Genomic DNA, 21,482 nt, shown 5'->3' on the forward strand with positions numbered 1-21,482 from the left:
TTCGCCTCAGTTTCCCAATTGTTTCGTCAACTTAACTTCTGCATCACGAACGCATTTCCGGCTGCGTTAGGTCTCTTTTACGCGCCGGACACATTGACCGCACCCGGTTGAAACACCCGGACCATAGCGTGGGACACGGCTGCAAAAGCTGCCATTGCAAGGGACAACAGGCAACGGGAAAGGAGCCGGACATGACGGCAACACTGGAACTTGGGGCGCTCGCCGCCGAATCAGACATCGCCGGGTTCGGGACCGGCTGGCACCGTGTCTGCACCGTGGATGACCTCGAACCCGCGTGGGGTGAGGCAGCCCTGGTGGCAGGCCGCCAGGTGGCGCTTTTCCGCACCGGCCCCAGCGAAGTCTTCGCCGTGGCGCACGAGGATCCGGCCACCGGAGCCCACGTCATGGCCCGCGGCATCCTCGGTTCCAAGGGAATCCGCCCGACTATCGCCTCACCGCTGCACAAGGAGGTCTATGACCTCGAGACCGGTGAGTGCTTCACCACCCCTGGCCTGCGGCTGGCCGCGTTCAGCACCCGCGTCAGGGACGGCTTCGTCGAGGTGGAGCTCTAAGACCTTCCACACCTTCAAAGGGGCGCCTGCCGGCGCCCCTTTGCGGGTTTAAAGTCCCAGCGCCTCACTCACGTCGTGGAGGACTTCGTCCAGGGAGGCGCGCGCAGCCTGGCGTGCCGCCGGCAGCTCAGCGGCGGAGCCCACCTGGTGGATGACCTCCAGGTAGCACTTGAGCTTGGGCTCGGTGCCGCTGGGCCGGATGATCACGCGGGTCAAATTACGGGTGACGTAGAGCAGGCCCTCCGTGGGCGGCAGCTGCGCGCTGCCTTCGGCCAGGTCCGTGAATACCTCCACCGCTGACTGCAAGAACGATTCCGGCGGCGAAACCCGGAGGCGGTTCATCATGGCATCCAGCAGTCCCAGGTCCGCAACCCTGATGCTGAGCTGGTCACTGGCATGCAGGCCGTGCTGAAGGTACAGCTCGTCCAGGGTGTCAAAGACCGTCTTGCCGGCGGCTTTGGCGGTGGCCGCAAGTTCGGCGATCAGGAGCGCGGCGGAAATGCCGTCCTTGTCTTTCACCTGGTCCGGTGCGACGCAGTATCCCAGCGCCTCCTCGTAGCCGTAGACCAGCCCGGGGACCCGGGAGATCCACTTGAATCCGGTCAGCGTTTCTTCGTGGCCCAGTCCTGCGGCGGCGGCGATGCGCGCCAGCAGGCGGGAGGACACAATCGAATTGGCGAACACGCGCCGGCCGTCCGCCTCCGCAACGGAGTCGCCGTCCGCGAGCCGGGCCACCATGTGGGCTCCCAGCAGGGACCCCACTTCGTCGCCCCGGAGCATGCGCCAAGCGCCGGTGTCGGGGTCCTTGGCCGCCACGGCGGCCCTGTCGGCGTCGGGGTCGTTGGCGATGACGAGGTCCGCGTCCAGCCGCGCCGCTGCTTCCAAGGCAAGGTCCAGTGCCCCGGGTTCCTCCGGGTTGGGGAAACTGACGGTGGGGAAATCGGGGTCCGGATCGGCCTGCTCTGCCACCACGGTGACATCCGTGAAACCTGCCGCCTTCAGCACTTCCAAGGCGGTTCCGCCGCCGACGCCGTGCAGCGGGGTCAGGACAATCCGAAGGTCGCGTGCCGGAAACCGCTCCGGCATGGCGAGGGCCGCCGTCGCCTGCTGGTAACCGTCGGCAATGGAGCTGTCCAGGACGGTCCAGCCGCCCTCCGCGAGTGCTATCGATTCCAGTGGCCCCACGGCACTAATGCGCGCGGCGATTTCGGCATCGTACGGCGCCACGATCTGGGCGCCGTCGCCGTCCGCCGTTACGGCGTGCCGCCCCAGGTACACCTTGTAGCCGTTGTCCTGCGGCGGATTGTGGCTGGCAGTGACCATGACGCCGCCGTCGCACTCCAGGGCGCGGACAGCGTAGGCCAGCACGGGAGTAGGGAGGGCTGCCGGCAGCAGGAACGTCTCGATGCCGGCCGCGGTGAAGATCGCGGCGGTTTCCGCCGCGAAGACGTCCGAGTTGTGCCGGGCGTCATAGCCGACGACGGCGCGCGGCCGGCCGCCGTCTCCCGCCTTGCTCACGGCGTCCACGAGAAAGGCTGCGAGTCCCGCGGCGGCGCGGCGGACCACCACCCGGTTCATCCGGTTTGGCCCGGGACCCAGCGCGGCCCGCAGGCCCGCCGTGCCGAACTGCAGCGTGCCGCGAAAGCTGTCTTCCAGTTCCTGCCGGGCCACGGGGTCGCCATCCCCAACGAGGCGGACAAGCTCAAGGAGCGACGCCTTCGTTACGGGATCGGGGTCCTGGGCAGCCCATTCGCGGGCCTCGGTGAGCAGGCGAAGATCGGCATCGGAAGACGTCATGGGCCTAACGCTATCGTCATTGCCCATCCACGTGGCGCACCCCGGACGCCTTACCCGCTAGAGCCGGGCAATGATGTCAGCCAGCAGCCTGGAAATGCGCGGGCCCGCTGCCTGGCCGGATTCGATGACTTCCTGGTGGCTGAGGGGCTGTGGGCTGATCCCCGCCGCAAGGTTGGTGACCAGCGAAATGCCAAACACTTCCATGCCGGCATGCCGCCCTGCGATGGCCTCCAGCGCCGTCGACATGCCAATGAGGTCTGCGCCGATCCGCTTGGCGTACTGCACCTCTGCCGGCGTTTCGTAGTGGGGGCCGGGGAACTGTGCGTAAACGCCCTCGTCCAGGGTGGGGTCCACTTCCCGGGCCAGCCCGCGGATCCGCGGCGAGTACAGGTCGGTCAGGTCCACGAAGGTGGCGCCTTCCAGCGGCGACGCGGCGGTGAGGTTGATGTGGTCCCGGATCAGTACGGGTGTGCCCGGGGCCCAGTCCTCGTTGAGGCCGCCGCAGCCGTTGGTCAGGACCAGCGTGCTGCACCCGGCGGCCGCAGCGGTCCGGATGCCGTGCACCACGGCGCGGACGCCCTTGCCCTCGTAGTAGTGCGTGCGGGCGCCCAGGACGAGGGCGCGTTTGCCCCCTTTGGTGAGCACGGAGCGGATGGTGCCGACGTGGCCCTCCACGGCGGGGGCGTGGAAGCCGGGAACCTCCTCGGCGGACAGGGTGGCCGTGGTCTCGCCGATCAGGTCTGCAGCCTCGCCCCACCCGGAGCCGAGAACCAGTGCGGTGTCATGGCGGTCCACCCCGGTTTCTTCCGCAATGTAGTCCGCGGCGGCGCGGGCGGCGGCGAACGGGTCCGTGTTCAGGAAGTCTGTTGTACTCACCAGTACAAGTTATCCTGCCACCCATGTTGGCCCGGTCACGGCAGGCCCGGAAAGCACCCTGGTTTCTTGGTGGTCGGGCCCTGGATGGGAGAGAATGGATGACTGTGACTACGCATCCAGATTTCAGTTCCCCCCGGATCGCAATCCTGGGAGGTGGTCCCGGCGGATACGAAGCTGCCATGGTGGCCGCCTCGCTGGGCGCGACGGTTACCGTCATCGAACGTGCCGGGCTCGGTGGATCCGCGGTGCTGACCGACGTAGTCCCGTCCAAGACCCTCATTGCCACGGCTGACCTGATGACCCGTGTTGCGGAGGCCGGCGAGCTGGGAGTGAAGTTCGACGTCGACGGCGGTGACTTCCTGCCGGTCATGCGCGCCGACCTCAAGCACATCAACGACCGTCTCCTTAACCTGGCCCGCAACCAGTCCCGTGACATCCGGGACGGCCTGGAAAAGCAGGGCGTCCGCATCATCGAAGGCTCCGGCCGGCTCCTGGACAGCCACACCATTGAGGTCGTGACGGTGGACGGCGCCGAAACTGTCGAGGCGGACACCATCCTGCTGGCTGTAGGCGCGCACCCCCGCGAGCTGGAAACGGCCCGCCCCGACGGTGAGCGCATCCTGAACTGGACCCAGATCTACAACCTGGACGAACTGCCCGAGGAACTCATCGTGGTGGGCTCCGGCGTCACCGGTGCAGAGTTCGCGTCGGCCTACAACGGCCTGGGTTCCAAGGTCACCCTGGTCTCCAGCCGTGACCGCGTGCTGCCGGGTTCTGACGTTGACGCCGCTGTGGTCCTGGAAGAAGTCTTTGAACGCCGCGGCGTCCGGGTCCTGTCCCGCTCCCGTGCCCAGACCGTGGAACGCACCGACGACGGCGTGGTGGTGACGCTCTCTGACGGCACCAAGGTGACCGGCAGCCATTGCCTCCTGTGCCTTGGCTCCATCCCCAACACCGCCGGCGTCGGCCTGGAGGAAGCCGGCGTGGCAGTCAGTGACAGCGGGCACATTAAGGTCGACGGCGTCTCCCGCACCACCGCCCCGAACATCTACGCCGCCGGAGACTGCACGGGTGTGCTGCCGCTGGCTTCCGTCGCTGCCATGCAGGGCCGCATCGCAGTGGCGCACTTCATGGGCGACGGTGTCACCCCGCTCAAGCTCCACCAGGTGGCGTCCAACATTTTCACTTCGCCCGAAATCGCGAATGTCGGCGTCTCCGAGGCCGAGATCGAGTCCGGCAAGTACCAGGCGGATGTCATTAAGCTCTCCCTGCGCAGCAATGCCCGGGCCAAGATGCGCAACGCCAAGGACGGGTTCGTGAAGATCTTCGCCCGGAAGGGCTCCGGGACCGTCATCGGTGGCGTGGTGGTGGGGCCCAACGCCTCGGAGCTGATCTTCCCCATCTCCATCGCTGTCAAGCAGAAGCTGCACGTGGACGACGTCGCCAGCACCTTCACGGTGTACCCGTCGCTCACCGGATCGATCTCCGAGGCAGCCCGCCGCCTGCACGTCCACATGTAAGGGCCGAAGGGCCCGCATCGGGTGGGCAATCCGTTGTTACACTCTGCCCATGATTGGGCTTCCCCTGGCGGGAAACGCGCTGGTGCATGCCGGCATGGTGGGGCTGGGCATTTGCGCAGCTCTCCTGTTTTACGCCTATGAGAAGCGCCGCCGAGGCCTCACAGACCCGCGCTTGTGGCCCATCGCCGGGTTCGCGGTGGCTTTTGGCGCCATCGGTTCCCGAGTGCTCACGTGGGACATCTCCCGGCAGGTTTCCCTGGCCGACTGGTGGGGCAACGGCGACCGGAGCATCCTTGCCGGCCTGGTGGGGGCCTGGTTCGGCGTCCACCTTGGCAAACGGCTGACCGGTTACAAGGAATCGACGGGAGACCTGCTGGCCCCTGCGGTGGCCCTTGCGATGGTCATCGGGCGCGTGGGCTGCCTGCTCACCGAGCTCCCGGGCACCCCCACCGGTGGTAGCTGGGGGATCGTCCTCACCTCTGCCCAGGCTGCGGTGACGGGCGCCCCGGCGGGTATGGCCCTCCATCCGTCCTTCGCCTACGAGATCGTCTTCCACCTGGCCGCTTTTGCCCTGATGTGGCGTTACCGGGACGCCCTGCCCCACCCAGGCGACCTCTTCATCTGCTTCGTCAGCGCGTACGCCGTCTTCAGGTTCTTCGTCGAGTTCGTCCGGGGAAACGAGGTCCTCTGGCTGGGCCTGAGCCGCCCCCAGCTGTTCCTCTTGGCGGTCCTTCCCCTGCTGGCCTGGCGCGTCCGGCGCGTGTTCAGGAAGCCCGTCCGCCCTGCACTGGAAGGAACCGTGGCATGAGCGGAGGTCCGTCCGGCGTTCCAGAGGTTCCGCCCCCACGGCGGCAGGAGAACGCTGAGGACAACGAACCACGGGGCGGGTCCCTGGGGCTGGGGGCCGTGTTTGGCGCCGTGGCGCTGTACGCGGTCTACGTCCTGGGAACCATAGCCCAGGGGCCTTATGCCTGGTCTGCAAGCTTCCTCGCCGTGCCGGCCCCCTTCATCCCCATCGTCCTGTACCTGGCTGTGGCGATCGTGCTCGCAGTACGGCGCCGGACGTCGTTCTGGGGGGCAGGGCTGCTTATCGGCCTGGGCGCTTTTGTCTTGCTCGGCGGCGGCCTCTGCATCAGCTTCCTTGTCCAGGTCCGGGCCTGACATGGACGACGACCAGGAGGTTCCGTCCCCTCCGCTGGAGCCGCACCGGCCGGGGCAGCAGCGGGAACCGCGGCGCGGCTACTTGGGTCCGGGGCTCTCTTTTGGCGCTTTGGCGTTGTACATCCTCTACCTTTGGGCCACGGTCGGCATCGGTGCGCCGAATTCCTGGCCAAACAGCATTTTGGCGGGCCCCGCAGCCTTCGTCCCCATCGCCGTCTATCTGGGACTGGCCATTTTTCTTGCCGTCCGCCCCGGCACCGCGCGGACAGGGGCGGGGATGCTGATTGGGCTGGGCATCTTCTTGTTGCTTGGCGGGGGACTGTGCGTGGGTGCCCTCGCACAGACCGGATTCTAAGAGGGGAGCACTGATCAATGAGGTCGCGAGAGTTGCCAGGTCCCGGCCAGCCGCTTCGCGGTGACCGGATCCACCGCTATGTAACGGCATTCTGCCCGCGTTGCCACGGGACCAACCCTCCACTGAGCCAAGTCCGGCGACTGTCCGGGGCGCTGCTGATCCGCGACGGGCGGGTGTGGCTTGAACGCGGCTGCCCGGACCACGGTTTGGTCCGCACGCTCTACGACGAATCAGCGGAGATCCTGCGCTACCTGGAGAAATGGCAGGCGCCTCCCAAACAGCACGTTCCGGACCGGCCGGACAACTTCCGTCCCATACCGGAGGCGTACGCCTACGGGCTTCCCGCAATGCAGACCCAGCACACGTGCATCCTGCTCCAGGACATTATCGAGCACTGCAACCTGCGGTGCCCCACGTGTTTCACGGCCTCCGGACCGCAACTGCAGGGGGTGGCACCGCTGGAGGAGGTGCTGGCCAACATTGATACCCGCCTGGCACGCGAGAACAACCGCCTTGACGTGCTGATGCTCTCCGGCGGTGAACCGACGCTGTACCCGTACCTGGCCGAACTGCTGGACGAACTCGTTGCCCGGCCGATCGTAAGGATCATGGTCAACAGCAACGGCATGCTGATAGCCACCGACGACGACCTGCTTGCCCTGCTGGCCCGGCACCGGGACCGGGTGGAGGTGTACCTCCAATACGATGGCTCTTCCAGGGCATCATCGGTTTACCACCGCGGCGGCGACCTGACCCGCTACAAGGATGCGGCCATCTCCCGCCTGTCAGGAGCCGGCATTTTCACCACGCTGACCATGACCGCATCCCTTGGCGTCAACGACGGTGAGATCGGCGATGTGGTGATGCGGGCACTGGAGACCCCGTTTGTGGGCGGCGTGGCGTTGCAGCCCGTTTTCGGCTCCGGCCGTGGCCACGGCATCGATCCTATGGACCGCCTGACGCATACCGGCGTCCTGGACAGGCTGGAATCACAAACCGGTGGCGTGGTCTCCTGGCACGACCTCACGGCACTGCCCTGCTCCCATCCACACTGCGCATCGGTGGGCTACATGCTCAAGGACGACGCCGGCACCTGGCGTTCCCTGACAGCGCTTATCGGCCATGACCAGTTGCTCGCCTGGCTGGAACTCAACCCTGGGAGCATCGCCAACCGGATCGCTGACAGCGCTGTCCCGCTGGAGCTGCGGAACCTGATGAAGACCTCGCTCCTGGACCTGTTGAGTGAGCAGTCATCCCAGTCGCACCCGCGGACCATGGACCTTTGGAAGAACATCTGCACGCAGTGTGACCTTGGCATCGGGACGCTGACCACCCTGGCCGCCGGCAAGCTTCCAGGCCAGCAGGAGCGCCTGCGCCGCCTTCTCGCCGAACGGGTCACCCGGATCATGGTCAAGCCGTTTATGGATGTCTCCACCATGATCGAGGAACGGCTTACGCAATGCTGCGTCCACGTTGGAACCAAGGGCGACGACGGCGAGCACCAGTGTGCGCCGTTCTGCGCTGTCCAGGCGTGGCCTTCCCTGGCCCGGCAGCGGATGAGCACGGCAACCGGTGCACGGCTGCTTCCGGTGCGCCAGGTCTAGGGAGGATCCATGGACCCAGCTTCTGATGCCCGGCGCATTGCCGCAGGGCCGACGCCGTCCCAGCTGGCGGGCAAGCACGCGGCAGCACCAGCACCACATTCAACCCCGCAGGATCCCGGCACCACGGCACCCATGGACGAGCCACCTTTTGATCCACTCCGGCTCTGCATTTTCGCCACGATCGCCCTGCTCGGCTGGCTCGCGGGACCGGTTGCCCTGGCCGTCTTCGCCGGGCTCGGGTTCGTGGGTTACTGGAAGGCACGGCGGCGGGGCCTCACGAGGTCTAAATGTTTCCTGCGCGACACGAGGCTTGTACTCGCTTATTTAGGTGCCCTCCTCGCCGCGGGCACTTACGGAATCTACGTGATGGCAGGACAAATTTTCGGGGTGTGACACGTCTTCGGAGTGCAGCCCGGTCCTGGAGCGGGAACGAGCCTAGAACGGATACGGGGCGATGTCCGGGCGCATGGTGAGCCACTGGATCTCGGTGAACGACTCCATGTTGGCGTGGTGGCCGCCGATCCGCGAGCCGTTGCCTGAGTTCTTCATGCCGCCGAATGGGGAGTTCGCCTCGTCGGAGACGGTCTGTTCGTTGATGTGGACTTTCCCGGAATCGAGGCGGTCGGCGATGGTCATGGCCAGCCCGACGTCGCCCAGGATCCCGATGGACAGGCCGTACTCATTGTCGTTGGCCAGCGCCACAGCCTCATCCACGGTGGAGAACTTCACCACCGGGGCCACCGGGCCGAAGATTTCGTCCTTCCAGGCAGGACTGTCCGTGTCCAGGTCAACCAGCACGGCGGGCTGGTAGAACCGGCCATCGTGGGTTCCCCCGGCGGCAAGCCGCGCGCCCGCCTGGACCGCGTCCTGGACGATCCCGTCCACCCGCTGCAGCTGGCGCTCATCAATGACCGGCCCCAGGGCTACGGTGCCGCTTTTCGGATCGCCCACAGGCAGGTGGGCCGCCTTTTCCGACAGGGCGGCGACGTAGTCGTCGTAGATGTCCTCATGCACGATATGGCGTCCGGCGGCCATGCAGATCTGGCCCTGGTGCATGAAGGAGCCGAACGCCGCTGCGGAGGCCGCCTTGGCCAGGTCTGCGCCGGGGAGCACGATGAGCGCGTTGTTGCCGCCCAGTTCAAGGTGCGCGCGCTTGAGCAGCCGGCCGGCCGTCTCGCCGATCTTGCGGCCGGCCGCCGTCGAGCCAGTGAAGGCGATCACGCGGACCTCCGGGGCTTCGACGACGGCGGCTCCGATGTCCGCGCCGCCCGGCAGGAGGGAGAGCAGGCCTTGCGGAAGCCCGGCCTCCTCGAAGATGCGCATCACCGTCACGCCGCCGCAGACCGCTGTCCTCGGGTCCGGCTTGAGCAGCACGGCGTTACCCAATGCCAGGGCGGGTGCCACGGCGCGGATGGAGAGGATCAGCGGGAAGTTGAACGGCGCGATGACGGAGACGACGCCTACCGGACGGCGCCGGGCAAAGGACCACCGGTTTTCATTGGAGGTGAGGACGTCCCCGGCAGGGAGTGAGGGCAGCGCCGAGGCGTCGTAGCATTCGTTTGCTGCGATATGCGTTTCCAGCCCGGCTTTGGGTGGAATCCCGCCTGATTCGCGCACAATCCAGTCCTGGACCTCGGCAGCGTGCTCCTCCCAGAGCTGCCCGGCCCGGCGCAGCACCGCGGCCCGGTCCTCCGGGTTGCGGGCAGCCCATTCCTTTTGCGCCTTCGCGGCGGCGGTTGCGGCTTCGCGGACGTCCGCCACGGAAGCGACGCCATAGCTTCCCAGCTGCCCACCGGTAGCCGGTTCCATGCTGGGGGCGGTCCCACCGCCGCCCGCCCGCCAGCCGTTGAGGTAGATCTTGCCTTCCCAGAGGGCGGAGTCGAGCAGGGACATTGGGGTAGTCCTTTCGTTGTTCCGAACGGCAGGCGTCCGGCCCGGAAAATGGGCGCGCGGGTCAGTTCCGTCCATCACATGCTGTGCGGACGCCGTCGTCAAGGGCATGAACGGGAAATGAGGGCAGCGGTATCCGTGCGGAAGCTTATGCCGCGGCCGGGAGCGTATTCCGGGAGGCCGGGTCCCGCCCGGCCAGCCGTGCGGCCACCAGGTAGGCAACGCCGGCTATCAACGGAACCACGCTGGCGGCGGCAAGCGAGGCCGCGGGCCCCGACCGGCCAAGAACCGTGATCAGCAGCGGCAGCGTGCCAATGGCCAACAGCAGCCAGCCGGCCGGGCTTGACCGTTTCAGTCCCAGGACAGCGGCCGGGAACGCCAGGGCGACGACGCCGATGGCCACCACCGGTCCGTTCGAATCCTGGAGGCTGCGGGCCGTCGCGGGATCGAGGGTGAACCACACGCAGACCGCGACGAGAAGCACGGCCAGCGCCCCCAGGAGGGGAGAGGCCCCGGCCGGCCGGAACCAGGCGAAGGCCGCAAGGACCACCATGGGAGCAAACCAGGACAGGATCATCATCAGCCCGGCCATGCCGCCGGGCTGATCCATGGCGTAGCCGCCGATGAAAGCCACAGCGGCCACGGTGAAGACCGTCGTGGCCACCGCGCCCATCTTCACCAGTGCACGGGCCCGGCGCTGCGGATCCTTCTCCCGGACCAGGAGTACTCCGGCCACTGCGGCGAGCACCACCGCGGCGAACGCCAGAATGAGAGGGAAGGACATGGGTGCCTCCTGCAGCCGGTGGGATCCTGTGACCATTCAAGCCCTGTGGAATCCCGCTGCCAAGGGAACAAAGCCCCGCAGGCCGCTATGCCGCTGCCGCCTGGAAGTGCCGTTCAATGAGGCCTTTGATGTCCTCGTGGCAGCCGCCGCATCCGGTGCCCGCCCGGGTGGCCTTGGAAACATCCGCCACCGTGGAGCAGCCATCCGCCACGGCGGCGGAGATGGCTGTCCCGCTGACGCCCGCACACCGGCACACGGTGCCCGCGGGGTCAGCAGCCCCGCCTCCGGGCAGCTGGTCCGGTCCATCCAGGCGCAGGAGCAGTGACCGGTCCGCGGGCAGCTCGGCGCCCCGTTCAAAAAGCCCCACGAGTTCTGCGGCGGTCCGGGGCATGCCCACCGCCACCAGGCCTTCCAGCACACCGCCCCGGGTGGTCATCTTGACGTACCGGCCATGCTCCGGATCTGCCCACTGCGACACCTGCAGGCGCGGCCTGCCGTTGACCGCACCGGCGGTGAGGGCTTCCTCGTCCCACGGCTCCGCGGCGTTGTCTCCGGCCACGGCCAGATTCATGCCCCGGGCTTTTAGGACAACGACGCCGGGCTGTTCCGGTGGCAGCGCGGGCAGCAGTTCGGCGTCCGCGCCGGCGCCACCGGCCAGCAGGGTGAGGTAGCCGGCCAGCCATTCGGCCTGCCGCCAGCCGGGGCCGACCAGCCCGGAGGGTCCTTTGGCATTGCGGCAGTCGGCGCAGTCGGCGTCCGGGCAGCGGACTTCGGCGCAGTCGCCAATGGCAAAGATGTGCGGCTCGTGGTGCGCCCGCAGCCGGTGGTCCACCAGGATCCCGGTGCCGGTGGAGAGGCCGCAGCCTTCGGCCAGTTCCGTCCGGGGACGCACACCGCACGAGATGACCAGGAGGTCGCCGTCGATCGCGGATCCGTCGTCGAGCAGCAAAGCCGAGAACCCGCCGTCGGGCGCGTTGTGCTCAACACCGGTGGAACGGGCATTCCCGGCCACCCGGACACCGCAGCGGCGCAGCCCCGCAGCAAGGACCGCCCCGCCGCCGCGGTCGATGCTGCGGCCCAGCGGGTGCGGGCCGTTGTGGACCACGGTGACCGTGGCGCCTTCCTCAGCGGCGGCCAGCGCGGTTTCCAGGCCCAGGACGCCGCCGCCCAGGACCACCACGCGCTTGCCTCCGGCCACGGCCTGCCGCAGCACCTGGGCATCGCGGAGGTCCCGCAGTGCCGTGACTCCGGCGGGCAGCACAGGGGAGGACGGGTCCGGGTTGATGCCGGTGAGGTTGGGGATCACCGGGCGGGAGCCGGTGGCAAACACCAGCCTGTCGTAGTGCACGGACGTGCCGTCGGTGAGCACCACCTGCTGCCGCGCCCGGTCCACCCGCCGGACCCTGACTCGCAGCCGGACGTCCACGCCCTCGGCAACCAGCTCAGCGGTGTCGGCGAGGGCAAGGGCGCCGGCGGTGGTTCGGCCAACGCCGAGATCGGCAACCAGGACGCGGTTGTAGGCGGCCTCGGCTTCCTCGCCCACCACCGTGAGCCTGGCGTGTCCGCTGCGCACGGCGGGCAGGAGTTCGTCCACCAGCCGGGCGGCCACGGGACCAAATCCCACAATGACAATCTGCTCGCTCATGAGGCCTCCGTTGTTTGAAGCATGCGGGCGGAACCGGGTGCGGCCACGGGCCGGACCCAAACAGTGTTGAACTTGAACTCGGGCATCCCCGAGACCGGATCGGTGGCGGCTTCGGTCAGCCGGTTGGCGCTCTCGGCCCCCGGAAAGTGGAAGGGCAGGAAGACCGTCTCGGGGCGGATGCCGGTGCTGAGCTCGGCCCGGCACACCACTTCGCCGCGCCCGTTCGACACCGACACCAGGGTTCCGGCGGCGATGCCCAGGGCGTGGGCCGCCCCCGGGTGGATCTGCATCCGGGCCTCGGGCTGGGCGGCGGCCAACTCGGCGACCCGGCGGGTCTGGGCCCCGGACTGGTAGTGCTCCAGGAGGCGGCCGGTGATGAGGGTCATGGCTTTGCCGGCTGGGTCTATTGCGTGCCCGGCGGCTTCAGCCTCGGGGGTACGACGGCGGCGCGGCGCCACCGGGACCATGACTGCATTGCCGTCGGGGTGGGCGAAGCCGTCCCGGAACAGCCGCGGCGTTCCGGTGCTGCCGGCCGGGTACGGCCAGTAGGCGGCCTCACCGCGGTCCAGCATGGCGTAGTCGATGCCGGAGTAGTCGGCCAGGCCGCCCGCGGAAGCCAGCCGGAGCTCCTCGAAGACAGTCTCCGGATCCTCGCTGTAGGTGGAGGGGGCATCCAGCCGCTCCGCGAGGCGCGCCATGATCCAGAGCTCGCTGCGGGCGCCGGCGGGAGGGGAAATGGCGCGGCGTCGGCGCAGCACCCGGCCTTCCAGGTTGGTCAGGGTGCCTTCCTCCTCGGCCCACTGGAGCACCGGAAGGATCAGGTCCGCCTCCGCGGCGGTTTCGGACAGGAAGAAGTCGCAGACCACCAGGAAGTCCAGGCTCCGCAGCCCCTCGATCACGGCGTTGGCATCAGGTGCCGCCACCGCGATGTTGGAGGCGTGCACGAAAAGGCACCGGACGCCGTCGGGCTTTCCCAATGACTTCAGCAGCTGGACGGCGGGCAGGCCGGGGCCGGGGATCAGGTCTTCGGGGACGCCCCAGACCGCGGCGACGTGCGCGCGGGCGGCGGGGTCGGTGATCTTGCGGTAACCGGGCAGCTGGTCGGCCTTCTGGCCGTGCTCGCGGCCGCCCTGGCCGTTGCCTTGTCCGGTGAGGGTGCCGTAGCCGCTGCGGGCGGAGCCGGGCAGGCCCAGCAGGAGGCTGAGGTTGATGGCCGCGGTGGCGGTGTCCGTGCCGTCCACGTGCTGCTCCACGCCGCGGCCGGTGAGGATGTAGCTGCCGCCCTTGCGGGCGCCGGCGGCGAGCAGGCGTGCGGTTTCACGGATCAGCTCCGCGGGGACGCCGGTCAGGGACTGGACGCGTTCGGGCCAGAAGGCGTTCACGCTGCGGACGACGCCGCTGTAGCCCGAGGTGCGCTCTTGGAGGTAGGCGGTGTCCACCAGGTCCTCGTGGATGACCACGTGCGAAAGGCCCAGCAGCAGGGTGAGGTCGGTGCCGGGAAGGGGCTGGAGGTGGAGGCCGGCGCCGTCGGCCGTGAAGGCCGCGGTGGCGGAGCGGCGGGGATCGACCACAACCAGCCCGCCGGCGTCGCGGGCGCCCTGCAGGTGCTGGACGAACGGCGGCATGGTCTCGGCAACGTTGGAGCCAAGCATCAGGATGGTGCTGGCGGTGTCCAGGGCCTCGAGCGGGAACGGCAGCCCGCGGTCCACGCCGAAGGCGCGCATTCCCGCGGCGGCCGCTGAGGACATGCAAAACCTGCCGTTGTAGTCGATCCGGGAGGTGCCCAGCGCCAGCCGGGCGAACTTGCCCAGCTGGTAGGCCTTTTCATTCGTGAGCCCGCCGCCACCGAAAACGCCGACGGCGTCCGCACCGTACCGGGCGCGGGCGTCCTTCACTGCCGCAACAGCGAGGTCGAGGGCCTGGTCCCAGGCGATGGGCCGGTGGATGCCGTCGGCACCTTTGAGCAGGGGCTCGGTGATCCTGCCGGCGTGGTTCAGGAGCGTGGCCGAGGTCCAGCCCTTGCGGCACAGGCCGCCGCGGTTGGTGGGGAAGTCCCGGCCGGCAACGTCCAGTTCGGGGGATGCCTTGGGGCTGGCAGGTGTGGGGGCTGGGCCCGGCCCCGGCTGCGAAGCCGGGGCCAGGTCCGCCGGGGACGTGAGCGTCATGGCGCACTGCAGGGCGCAGTAAGGGCAGTGCGTGTCGGCGCTTGTGGTCATGTTAGACGTGTCCCATCGCGTTCCGGCCGGCGTTGCGGATGTAGCAGGTCCAGCAGACCACCAGCATCAGGACGTACGCGCCGACGAATCCGTAGAAGGCCGGAGTGTAGGAGCCGCTGGCGGTGCTGGAGGCATTGAGCACCTGGGGAATCACGAAGCCCCCGTAAGCGCCGATCGCGGAGATCAGGCCGAGGGCCGAGGACGCGAGCCGCTGGGTGGCCACGGAGCTTGCACCGTTGCGGGCAGCCCGGCTTGAGGTGGCAAAGATGACCGGAATCATCCGGTACGTGGCCCCGTTGCCGAAGCCGCTGGCGGTGAAGAGCATCAGGAAGAGGACCAGGAAGAGCAGGAAGTTCTTCAGCGGCAGGGTCCAGACCATGGTCAGCGTGATCACGGCCATCGCGGCGAAGGCGGACACTGTCATCCGGGCTCCGCCCATCCGGTCTGCCATGCGGCCGCCGTAGGGGCGCGCCAGGGATCCCACCAGGGGGCCGAGGAACGCCAGGGACAGGGCCACGCTTCCCACGGCGATGGAGGAGAACTCCGGGAAGTAGTCCTTGATCAGCTTGGGAAACACGCCGGCGAAGCCGATGAAGGAGCCGAAGGTGCCGATGTACAGCAGCGCCATGATCCACAGGTGCGGTTCCTTGAGAGCTGCGACCGAGCCGGCCACGTCACCCTTGGCGCTGGTGAGGTTGTTCATGTACTTGAAGGCGCCGAAGGCGGCCAGCAGGATGAACGGGACCCACATCCAGCCCGCCATGGGAAGGTTGACGGTGCCCGCGGCAAGCAGGGTAATGACGATCGGAACGGCAAGCTGTGCGACGGCGGCGCCAAGGTTCCCGCCGGCGGCGTTCAGGCCCAGCGCCCAGCCTTTTTCCCGGGCCGGGTAGAAGAACGTGATGTTGGCCATCGAGCTGGCGAAGTTGCCGCCACCGAAGCCGGCCAGGGCAGCGACCAGGAGCATGACGCCGAATGGGGTGTCCGGATTGGAGACGCAGAGGGCCAGCCCGGTGGAGGGGATCAGGAGCAGCAGGGCGGAGACGATGGTCCAGTTGCGGCCGCCGAAGCGGGGGACCATGAAGGTGTAGGGGATGCGGAGGGTGGCGCCCACCAGGCTTGGCATGGAGATGAGCCAGAAGATTTCCGAGGTGGAGAAGGTGAAGCCTGCGGCGGGAAGCTGGACCACAACGATGGACCACAGCTGCCAGACGACGAAGCCGAGGAACTCGGCGAAGATGGACCAGTTCAGGTTGCGGCGGGCGATGGCCCGGCCTGCGGCCTCCCACTGCTCCTTGTTCTCGGCATCCCAGTTGGCGATCCAGCGGCCGGGACGGAATTCAAGGGCAGGGGCGTCAGTGGTGCGGGTAGGGCCGGGCTGTGCGCTGGCGGATACGGCATCGACGGTGCGGTCAACAGTCACGGGTTACCTCCTTCAGGGGATGTTGTTCCTCCAAGGTAGGGACGGCGCGTTTCGCGGACGGTCGATGTTTGTTAACGCGCTGTGACTTTTGCCTATCCGGCGCGGCGGGCCGGCGTGAGGCGGTCCGGGGCCCGGAATGTGAGACGCACAACACAGGTCCGCATAATGGACGTTTCGTCCATTGACTGGACGTGGCGAAGTAAGATCGAACTCTAACTATTCGCGCCGGGAGGCAGCACCCGCCTGCGCCCGGCCGGTCTCACGAAAGCGTTTACCCATGTCATCCACCGATACCACCAAGGTGCCTGGTTCGCACCAGCCGGTGAACTCCCGCGGCCGCGTCATCGTCGCCAGCCTGATCGGCACCACTGTGGAGTTCTACGACTTCTACGTCTATGCCACGGCCGCCGTGCTCGTGTTCCCCAAGCTGTTCTTCCCGGGTGCGAACGAAACCACCCAGCTGCTGAGCTCCTTTGCCGTCTTCGGCGTGGCCTTCATTGCCCGCCCCCTCGGCTCCATTATTTTCGGGCACTTCGGCGATAAGTTCGGCCGCAAGGGAACCCTTGTTGCGTCGCTGCTGACCATGGGCATCGCCACTTTCCTTATCGGCTGCCTCCCCACCGCGCTGGTTCCGGGCTGGGAGTTCCTGGCGCCGGCATTGCTGGTGGTCATGCGCTTCGCCCAGGGTCTGGCCCTCGGCGGCGAGTGGAGCGGGGCCGCGCTGCTGGCCACGGAGAACGCGCCCGCCAACAAGCGCGCCATCTACGGCACCTTCCCCCAGCTCGGTGCCCCCATTGGCTTCATCATCGCCAACGTCATCTTCCTGGTGGCCAGCTACACCCTGACGCCGGAGGCCTTCGCAGCATGGGGCTGGCGCGTGCCGTTCCTGCTCAGCGCCGTCATGGTGATCCTGGGCCTCTACGTCCGGCTCAAGCTGATCGAAACCCCCGCCTTCACCAAGGTGGTGGAATCCAACGAGGTGGCCAAGCTGCCGCTGGGCCGCGTCTTCAAGTCCAGCTGGCGCCAGCTGATCCTGGGCACCTTCATCATGCTGGCCACGTACGTGCTCTTCTACCTGATGACCACGTTCACGCTGACCTACGGCACCAAGCCCACCCTGGAGGGTGCCAAGGCAGCAGCCGAAAAGGCCGGTAAGCCCATGTCCGAGGCCGCAGCAGCCGCGTTCGTTCCGGGCCTTGGCTTCAGCCGGAACGATTTCCTCTGGATGCTGATTGCCGGCGTCGTCTTCTTTGGCATCTTCACCCTGGTCTCCGGGCCGCTCGCTGAAAAGTACGGCCGCCGCAAGATGCTCATGGCCGTCACCGCCGGCATCTTCGTCTTCGGCCTGCTGTTCGTCCCGCTGTTCAGCGGCGGCTTCGTGGGCACCATGGGCCTGCTGATCCTTGGGTTCTCCCTCATGGGCCTCACCTTCGGCCCCATGGGAGCGCTGCTGCCGGAACTGTTCCCCACCAACGTCCGCTACACCGGCTCGGCCATCAGCTACAACTTCTCCAGCATCCTGGGTGCCGCCGTGGCCCCGTTCATCGCCGTCGCCCTGTGGGAAGCCGCCAAGGGCAGCCCGGTGCTGGTGGGCATCTACCTGACCTCCATGGCCGTGCTGACTTTGATCGCGCTGTTCCTCACCCGCGAAACCCGGGACGTGGACTACGAGAACAACGTCGCCTGACGGCCCTCAGAAATGCCCGGCGGCCCCTGGTGGCCTGCCGGGCATCTTCGTGTCTGGACAGTCACAGCGTTCACCGCGCGTAGCGGGCCACGAAGTTCTTCAGTACGGCCATGGGTTCGGTGACGGTGAAGCGGCGTGCGGCGGCCATGAGCTCCCCGGCCGAATCCGGCGGGAAGTACCCGGCGTGCCGGTAGATGTCGATCCGCGTCACCAGCCCCTCGGCGTCCAGCTCGGGGTGGAACTGGGTGGCATAGAGGTTCGTCCTGATGCGGAACATGTGGACGGGGCAGGTGGCGGCACGTGCCAGCAGGACCGCATGCGGGGGGAGTACGCTGACGGCTTCCTTGTGCCCGGTGAAGGCGGTAAACGTCCGGGGCATTCCCTGCAGGATAGGGTCCTGCAGCCCCTCATCAGTCAGTTCCACCTCCACGGCGCCGAGCGGCTCACCGTAGGTCCGGTCGATCACCGCACCTTGGTGGCTTCCCAGGGTGCCGACTCCGTAGCAGGCGCCAAGGAACGGGAAATCAAGGTCCACCAGCTGGTCCAGGAGCGCTGCGAGCTCCTGCTCCACCCGGCGCTGGACCGGGCTCTTGTGCTCCGGCGGGTCGCTGGAGGTAAACGGGCTGCCGCCGACGATGACGCCGGAGTACGTGGAAAGGTCCAGTGGGGGCAGGGGAGCTGCTTCGAGCCGGATCCGGTGCAGCTCCCGTTCCTCCAGCCCGCCGTACCTCAGGTACGCGGCGTACTCGTCCTCAGCGGCGGCCTCTTCCGCGCGGGAGGCCAGGAGCAGGAAAGGCAGCATGTGCTAAGTCTGCATCCTGCCGGGCGCCCCTGCCAGCATCCCGGCTGCGAGGACAATGCCGGCAGCGGACCACCGCCGGAAGCCAGTGGCCACTCCAGGGTCAGGCCGGGGGCTGCGTGAGTGACCGGCGGGACTGCGGCCGGGCCGCGGGGTCCGCGTGGCGGTGCACCAGCTTCCAGTAGCCCTCCTCGCGGCGGAAGATGCTGGTCACGCGCAGCGCGAACTCCTCCGTGGTGGCGGCGCTGTCCAGCCGGGCCCGGAAGTGTTCGGTCTCCAGCAGGTACGCGGTGTCGCGGGCCGTGTAGGAGGTGACGGTGTCGAAGCCCAGCATCTCGCCGTCGCGGAACTGCCGCGCCGCCTGGTCCAGCCGGGCCTCCACCTGGGCCCAGCCGCGGGCTATCCCGCCGAACGGGTTGGCCAGGGTAACGTCATCCAGCCGGGAGTACAGTTCCTTGATCGGCGCAGGGTTGCCCCGGGTGATCTCGGGGACCGCCTGGTGGTAGCGGTCCACTTCTTCCTGGAAACTTGGTGCGAGCATGGCTGCGTGTGCCGCTTTCTAGTCTTCGATGGTGGCGATGATGGCGCCCGCGGACACCGTCTCGCCCGCCGTTGCCGTCAGGCCCGTGATGGTGCCGGACCGGTGCGCGGTCAGGGGCTGCTCCATCTTCATGGCCTCGAGGACCACCACCAGGTCGCCTTCGGACACCACGTCGCCGTGGGTCACGGCCACCTTCACGATGGTGCCCTGCATGGGGGAGGTCAGCGCGTTGCCGGTGGCGGCTGTGGGGCCGGCGGAGCGGGAGCGCTTCTTGGACTTGCCGGGCTTGCCGGCGGCGGCAGCTGCCGTCCCCGGGGTTCCCAGGGAAGCGGGAAGGACCACCTCGAGCCGCTTGCCGCCCACCTCCACCACCACGCGCTGGCGGTCCTCGGCGGAGCCCTCGGCGTCAGCAGCGGAGTCCGGGGTCCAGGCCGGCAGGTTGTTGGTGAATTCGGTTTCGATCCAGCGCGTGTGGACCTTGAAGGGCCCTTCGGCGGGTGCGAAGGCGGGATCGGAGACCACCGCGAGGTCGAACGGGATGACGGTGGGGATGCCCTCCACCACCATTTCCTCCAGGGCGCGGCGGGCGCGCTGCAGCGCCTGCGGGCGGCTGGCTCCGGTGACGATGAGCTTGGACAGCATGGAGTCGAAGTTGCCGCTGATGACGTCGCCCTGTTCCACGCCGGAGTCTACGCGGACACCGGGACCGGTGGGGTTCTTCAGGACGCGGAGGGTGCCGGGGGCGGGCAGGAAGTTGCGGCCGGGGTCCTCGCCGGTGATGCGGAATTCGATGGAGTGCCCGCGGACCTCGGGATCGCCGTAGCCCAGTTCCTCGCCGCGGGCCAGCCGGAACTGCTCGCGGACCAGGTCGATGCCGGTGACTTCCTCGGAGACGCAGTGCTCCACCTGCAGGCGGGTGTTGACCTCGAGGAAGGAGATGGTCCCGTCCTGGCCCACCAGGAATTCGCAGGTTCCGGCGCCCAGGTAGCCGGCCTCTTTCAGGATCGCCTTGGAGGATTCGTAGAGACGGCGGTTCTGGTCCTCGGTGAGGAACGGTGCCGGTGCTTCTTCCACGAGTTTTTGGTTGCGCCGCTGGAGGGAGCAGTCGCGGGTGGAGACCACTACCACGTTGCCGTGGGCGTCGGCCAGGCACTGGGTTTCCACGTGCCGGGGAGCGTCCAGGAAGCGCTCGATGAAGCATTCGCCGCGGCCGAAGGCGGCCGTCGCCTCGCGGACTGCGGATTCGTAGAGTTCGGGAATTTCTTCCCGCGTGCGTGCCACCTTGATGCCGCGCCCACCGCCGCCGAACGCGGCCTTGATGGCTACCGGCAGGCCGTGCTGGTCGACGAACTCCAGGACTTCGTCAGCGGATTCGACGGGGTCGGCGGTGCCGGGGACCAGGGGGGCGCCCACCTTTTCGGCGATGTGCCGGGCCCGGACCTTGTCGCCCAGGGCGGAGATGGCGTCAGGGGAGGGCCCGATCCAGGTGATGCCGGCGTCGATGACGCGGGCAGCGAACTGGGCGTTCTCGGCCAGGAAGCCGTAGCCGGGGTGGATGGCGTCGGCGCCGGACTGGCGCGCGGCGTCAATGATTTTGTCCATCACCAGGTAGGACTCCGCGGCGGTGGTGCCACCGAGGGCGTAGGCCTCGTCAGCGAGCCGGACGTGCAGCGCGTCGCGGTCCGGGTCAGCGTAGACAGCCACGGAGGCAATGCCCTCGTCGCGGGCCGCCCGGATGATCCGCACGGCGATTTCGCCGCGGTTGGCGATCAGCACCTTTGTGAGGCTGGGCTGCGTGGTTCCTGCGGACTGCTCCAAATTTGCTGACAAGGCGTCTCCTTCTTTCCTTCAGGGAGCCTAGCGCGGTTCTGAGGGTTCCGCCGATATTACTTGCGGAATCCGCGTGTAAAGGAGCCTTCCTTTGTAGGGAAGCTACAAGCAGCGCAGAAAAGCGGGTACTTTACCGCCGCGGCCAGAGGTCCGTGATGCGCACGTTGGCGGCAGCGAGCAGGCCGCGCAGCGTGGAGACGGAAAGGCCGACGACGGCGTGCGGGTCGCCGTCAACCTTCCTGATGAAGGCCCCGCCCAGGCCGTCGATGGTGAAGGAACCGGCACAGTGCAGTGGTTCACCTGTGGCGATGTAGGCGTCGATCTCCTCCGGGGCCATGTCCAGGAAGGAGACCTCGGCGGAGGCGACCGCCCCGAGCGTGGCGCCCGAGCCGCGTCCGCCGGCGCCGTCGTCGTCCGTGTCCCTGCAGTCAACCAGCCAGTGCCCCGTGTGCAGCACCCCCGCACTGCCGCTCATCCGCAGCATCCGTTCGCGCGCGACGTCGGCGGTGTAGGGCTTGCCGTGCGCCTCGCCGTCGAACTCGAAGACGGAATCGCAGCCCAGCACCAGGGCGCCTTCTGCTTCCGGCAGCGCAGCTACTGCCTCGGCTTTGGCGCGGGCCAGCAGCAGCGCGGTGTCGTGCGGGTCCGTGACGCCGTACCGTTCCTGGACGGCCGCTTCGTCGACGTCGGAGACCAGCACGGTGTGCCGGATGCCGGCCTCGGCCAGGAGCTTGGTGCGGGCGGGGGACTGGGAGGCAAGGATCAGATGGTGCACGGTTTCA

19 protein-coding genes are annotated in these 21,482 nt (G+C 68.0%); 8 read left to right on the forward strand and 11 right to left on the reverse strand.

Annotation, left to right across the window (positions count from 1 at the left end; genetic code table 11):
• Nucleotides 1-191: 191 nt before the first annotated feature.
• Nucleotides 192-572 (forward strand): nitrite reductase small subunit NirD, encoded by a 381-nt coding sequence (gene nirD / locus ACTHQS_RS01590; protein ID WP_440165460.1) that lies wholly within the window; start codon nucleotides 192-194, stop codon nucleotides 570-572.
• A 48-nt stretch (nucleotides 573-620) separates the two neighbouring features.
• Here nirD and ACTHQS_RS01595 read toward each other — a convergent pair whose 3' ends face one another.
• A complete protein-coding gene (locus ACTHQS_RS01595) occupies nucleotides 621-2,369 on the reverse strand; it encodes a phospho-sugar mutase (RefSeq protein WP_440165461.1) in 1,749 nt (582 codons plus the stop codon).
• Between the two features lie 57 nt (nucleotides 2,370-2,426).
• Nucleotides 2,427-3,245 (reverse strand): purine-nucleoside phosphorylase, encoded by an 819-nt coding sequence (locus ACTHQS_RS01600; RefSeq protein ID WP_440165464.1) that lies wholly within the window; start codon nucleotides 3,243-3,245, stop codon nucleotides 2,427-2,429.
• 104 nt (nucleotides 3,246-3,349) lie between these two features.
• Between ACTHQS_RS01600 and ACTHQS_RS01605 the strand changes: the two genes are divergently transcribed.
• From ACTHQS_RS01605 to ACTHQS_RS01630, 6 genes are read left to right on the forward strand one after another with little or no spacing between them, the layout of a single operon-like run.
• A complete protein-coding gene (locus ACTHQS_RS01605; RefSeq protein WP_440165466.1) occupies nucleotides 3,350-4,765 on the forward strand; it encodes an NAD(P)H-quinone dehydrogenase in 1,416 nt (471 codons plus the stop codon).
• A 49-nt stretch (nucleotides 4,766-4,814) separates the two neighbouring features.
• The gene (locus ACTHQS_RS01610; protein ID WP_440165469.1) at nucleotides 4,815-5,573 is read left to right on the forward strand and encodes a prolipoprotein diacylglyceryl transferase; all 759 of its coding nucleotides are present in this window, start codon (nucleotides 4,815-4,817) and stop codon (nucleotides 5,571-5,573) included.
• A complete protein-coding gene (locus ACTHQS_RS01615; protein ID WP_440165470.1) occupies nucleotides 5,570-5,926 on the forward strand; it encodes a hypothetical protein in 357 nt (118 codons plus the stop codon). The genes ACTHQS_RS01610 and ACTHQS_RS01615 overlap by 4 nt, the downstream gene beginning before the upstream one ends.
• 1 nt (nucleotide 5,927) lies before the next feature.
• Entirely contained in the window at nucleotides 5,928-6,281 is a 354-nt protein-coding gene (locus ACTHQS_RS01620; RefSeq protein ID WP_440165471.1) for a hypothetical protein, read from the forward strand.
• A gap of 17 nt (nucleotides 6,282-6,298) precedes the next feature.
• Entirely contained in the window at nucleotides 6,299-7,885 is a 1,587-nt protein-coding gene (locus tag ACTHQS_RS01625) for a radical SAM protein (protein ID WP_440165472.1), read from the forward strand.
• A gap of 9 nt (nucleotides 7,886-7,894) precedes the next feature.
• Complete coding sequence (locus tag ACTHQS_RS01630) at nucleotides 7,895-8,278, forward strand: hypothetical protein (protein ID WP_440165473.1); 384 nt, start codon at nucleotides 7,895-7,897, stop codon at nucleotides 8,276-8,278.
• Nucleotides 8,279-8,320: 42 nt separating this feature from the next.
• On the opposite strand, the gene ACTHQS_RS01635 is transcribed toward ACTHQS_RS01630, so the two are convergent.
• The 5 genes from ACTHQS_RS01635 to ACTHQS_RS01655 all read right to left on the reverse strand — a co-directional run bounded on the left by ACTHQS_RS01635 (nucleotide 8,321) and on the right by ACTHQS_RS01655 (nucleotide 15,843).
• Nucleotides 8,321-9,778: a benzaldehyde dehydrogenase gene (locus ACTHQS_RS01635; protein ID WP_440165474.1), complete on the reverse strand. Its 1,458-nt coding sequence runs from the start codon at nucleotides 9,776-9,778 to the stop codon at nucleotides 8,321-8,323.
• A gap of 145 nt (nucleotides 9,779-9,923) precedes the next feature.
• On the reverse strand, nucleotides 9,924-10,559 hold the full coding sequence (locus ACTHQS_RS01640) for a hypothetical protein (protein ID WP_440165476.1): 636 nt from the start codon (nucleotides 10,557-10,559) through the stop codon (nucleotides 9,924-9,926).
• An 85-nt stretch (nucleotides 10,560-10,644) separates the two neighbouring features.
• Complete coding sequence (locus ACTHQS_RS01645) at nucleotides 10,645-12,204, reverse strand: FAD-dependent oxidoreductase (protein ID WP_440165479.1); 1,560 nt, start codon at nucleotides 12,202-12,204, stop codon at nucleotides 10,645-10,647.
• Entirely contained in the window at nucleotides 12,201-14,420 is a 2,220-nt protein-coding gene (locus ACTHQS_RS01650; RefSeq protein WP_440165481.1) for a molybdopterin oxidoreductase family protein, read from the reverse strand. The genes ACTHQS_RS01645 and ACTHQS_RS01650 overlap by 4 nt, the downstream gene beginning before the upstream one ends.
• Before the next feature lies 1 nt (nucleotide 14,421).
• On the reverse strand, nucleotides 14,422-15,843 hold the full coding sequence (locus ACTHQS_RS01655; RefSeq protein WP_440165483.1) for an MFS transporter: 1,422 nt from the start codon (nucleotides 15,841-15,843) through the stop codon (nucleotides 14,422-14,424).
• 277 nt (nucleotides 15,844-16,120) lie between these two features.
• Between ACTHQS_RS01655 and ACTHQS_RS01660 the strand changes: the two genes are divergently transcribed.
• Complete coding sequence (locus ACTHQS_RS01660) at nucleotides 16,121-17,530, forward strand: MFS transporter (protein ID WP_440165484.1); 1,410 nt, start codon at nucleotides 16,121-16,123, stop codon at nucleotides 17,528-17,530.
• A 70-nt stretch (nucleotides 17,531-17,600) separates the two neighbouring features.
• On the opposite strand, the gene ACTHQS_RS01665 is transcribed toward ACTHQS_RS01660, so the two are convergent.
• The 4 genes from ACTHQS_RS01665 to ACTHQS_RS01680 form a co-directional block, all read right to left on the reverse strand.
• Nucleotides 17,601-18,332 carry a glutamine amidotransferase gene (locus ACTHQS_RS01665; protein ID WP_440165485.1) on the reverse strand — a complete coding sequence of 244 codons (732 nt, stop codon included), beginning with the start codon at nucleotides 18,330-18,332 and terminating at the stop codon, nucleotides 17,601-17,603.
• A 100-nt stretch (nucleotides 18,333-18,432) separates the two neighbouring features.
• The gene (locus ACTHQS_RS01670; RefSeq protein ID WP_440165487.1) at nucleotides 18,433-18,870 is read right to left on the reverse strand and encodes a YybH family protein; all 438 of its coding nucleotides are present in this window, start codon (nucleotides 18,868-18,870) and stop codon (nucleotides 18,433-18,435) included.
• Between the two features lie 18 nt (nucleotides 18,871-18,888).
• On the reverse strand, nucleotides 18,889-20,700 hold the full coding sequence (locus tag ACTHQS_RS01675) for an acetyl/propionyl/methylcrotonyl-CoA carboxylase subunit alpha (protein WP_440165489.1): 1,812 nt from the start codon (nucleotides 20,698-20,700) through the stop codon (nucleotides 18,889-18,891).
• 130 nt (nucleotides 20,701-20,830) lie between these two features.
• Complete coding sequence (locus ACTHQS_RS01680) at nucleotides 20,831-21,475, reverse strand: Maf family protein (RefSeq protein WP_440165491.1); 645 nt, start codon at nucleotides 21,473-21,475, stop codon at nucleotides 20,831-20,833.
• Nucleotides 21,476-21,482: the final 7 nt, after the last annotated feature.

It is taken from the genome of Arthrobacter sp. SAFR-044 (assembly GCF_051965175.1).
In the GTDB taxonomy this organism is placed as follows: Bacteria; Actinomycetota; Actinomycetes; order Actinomycetales; family Micrococcaceae; genus Arthrobacter.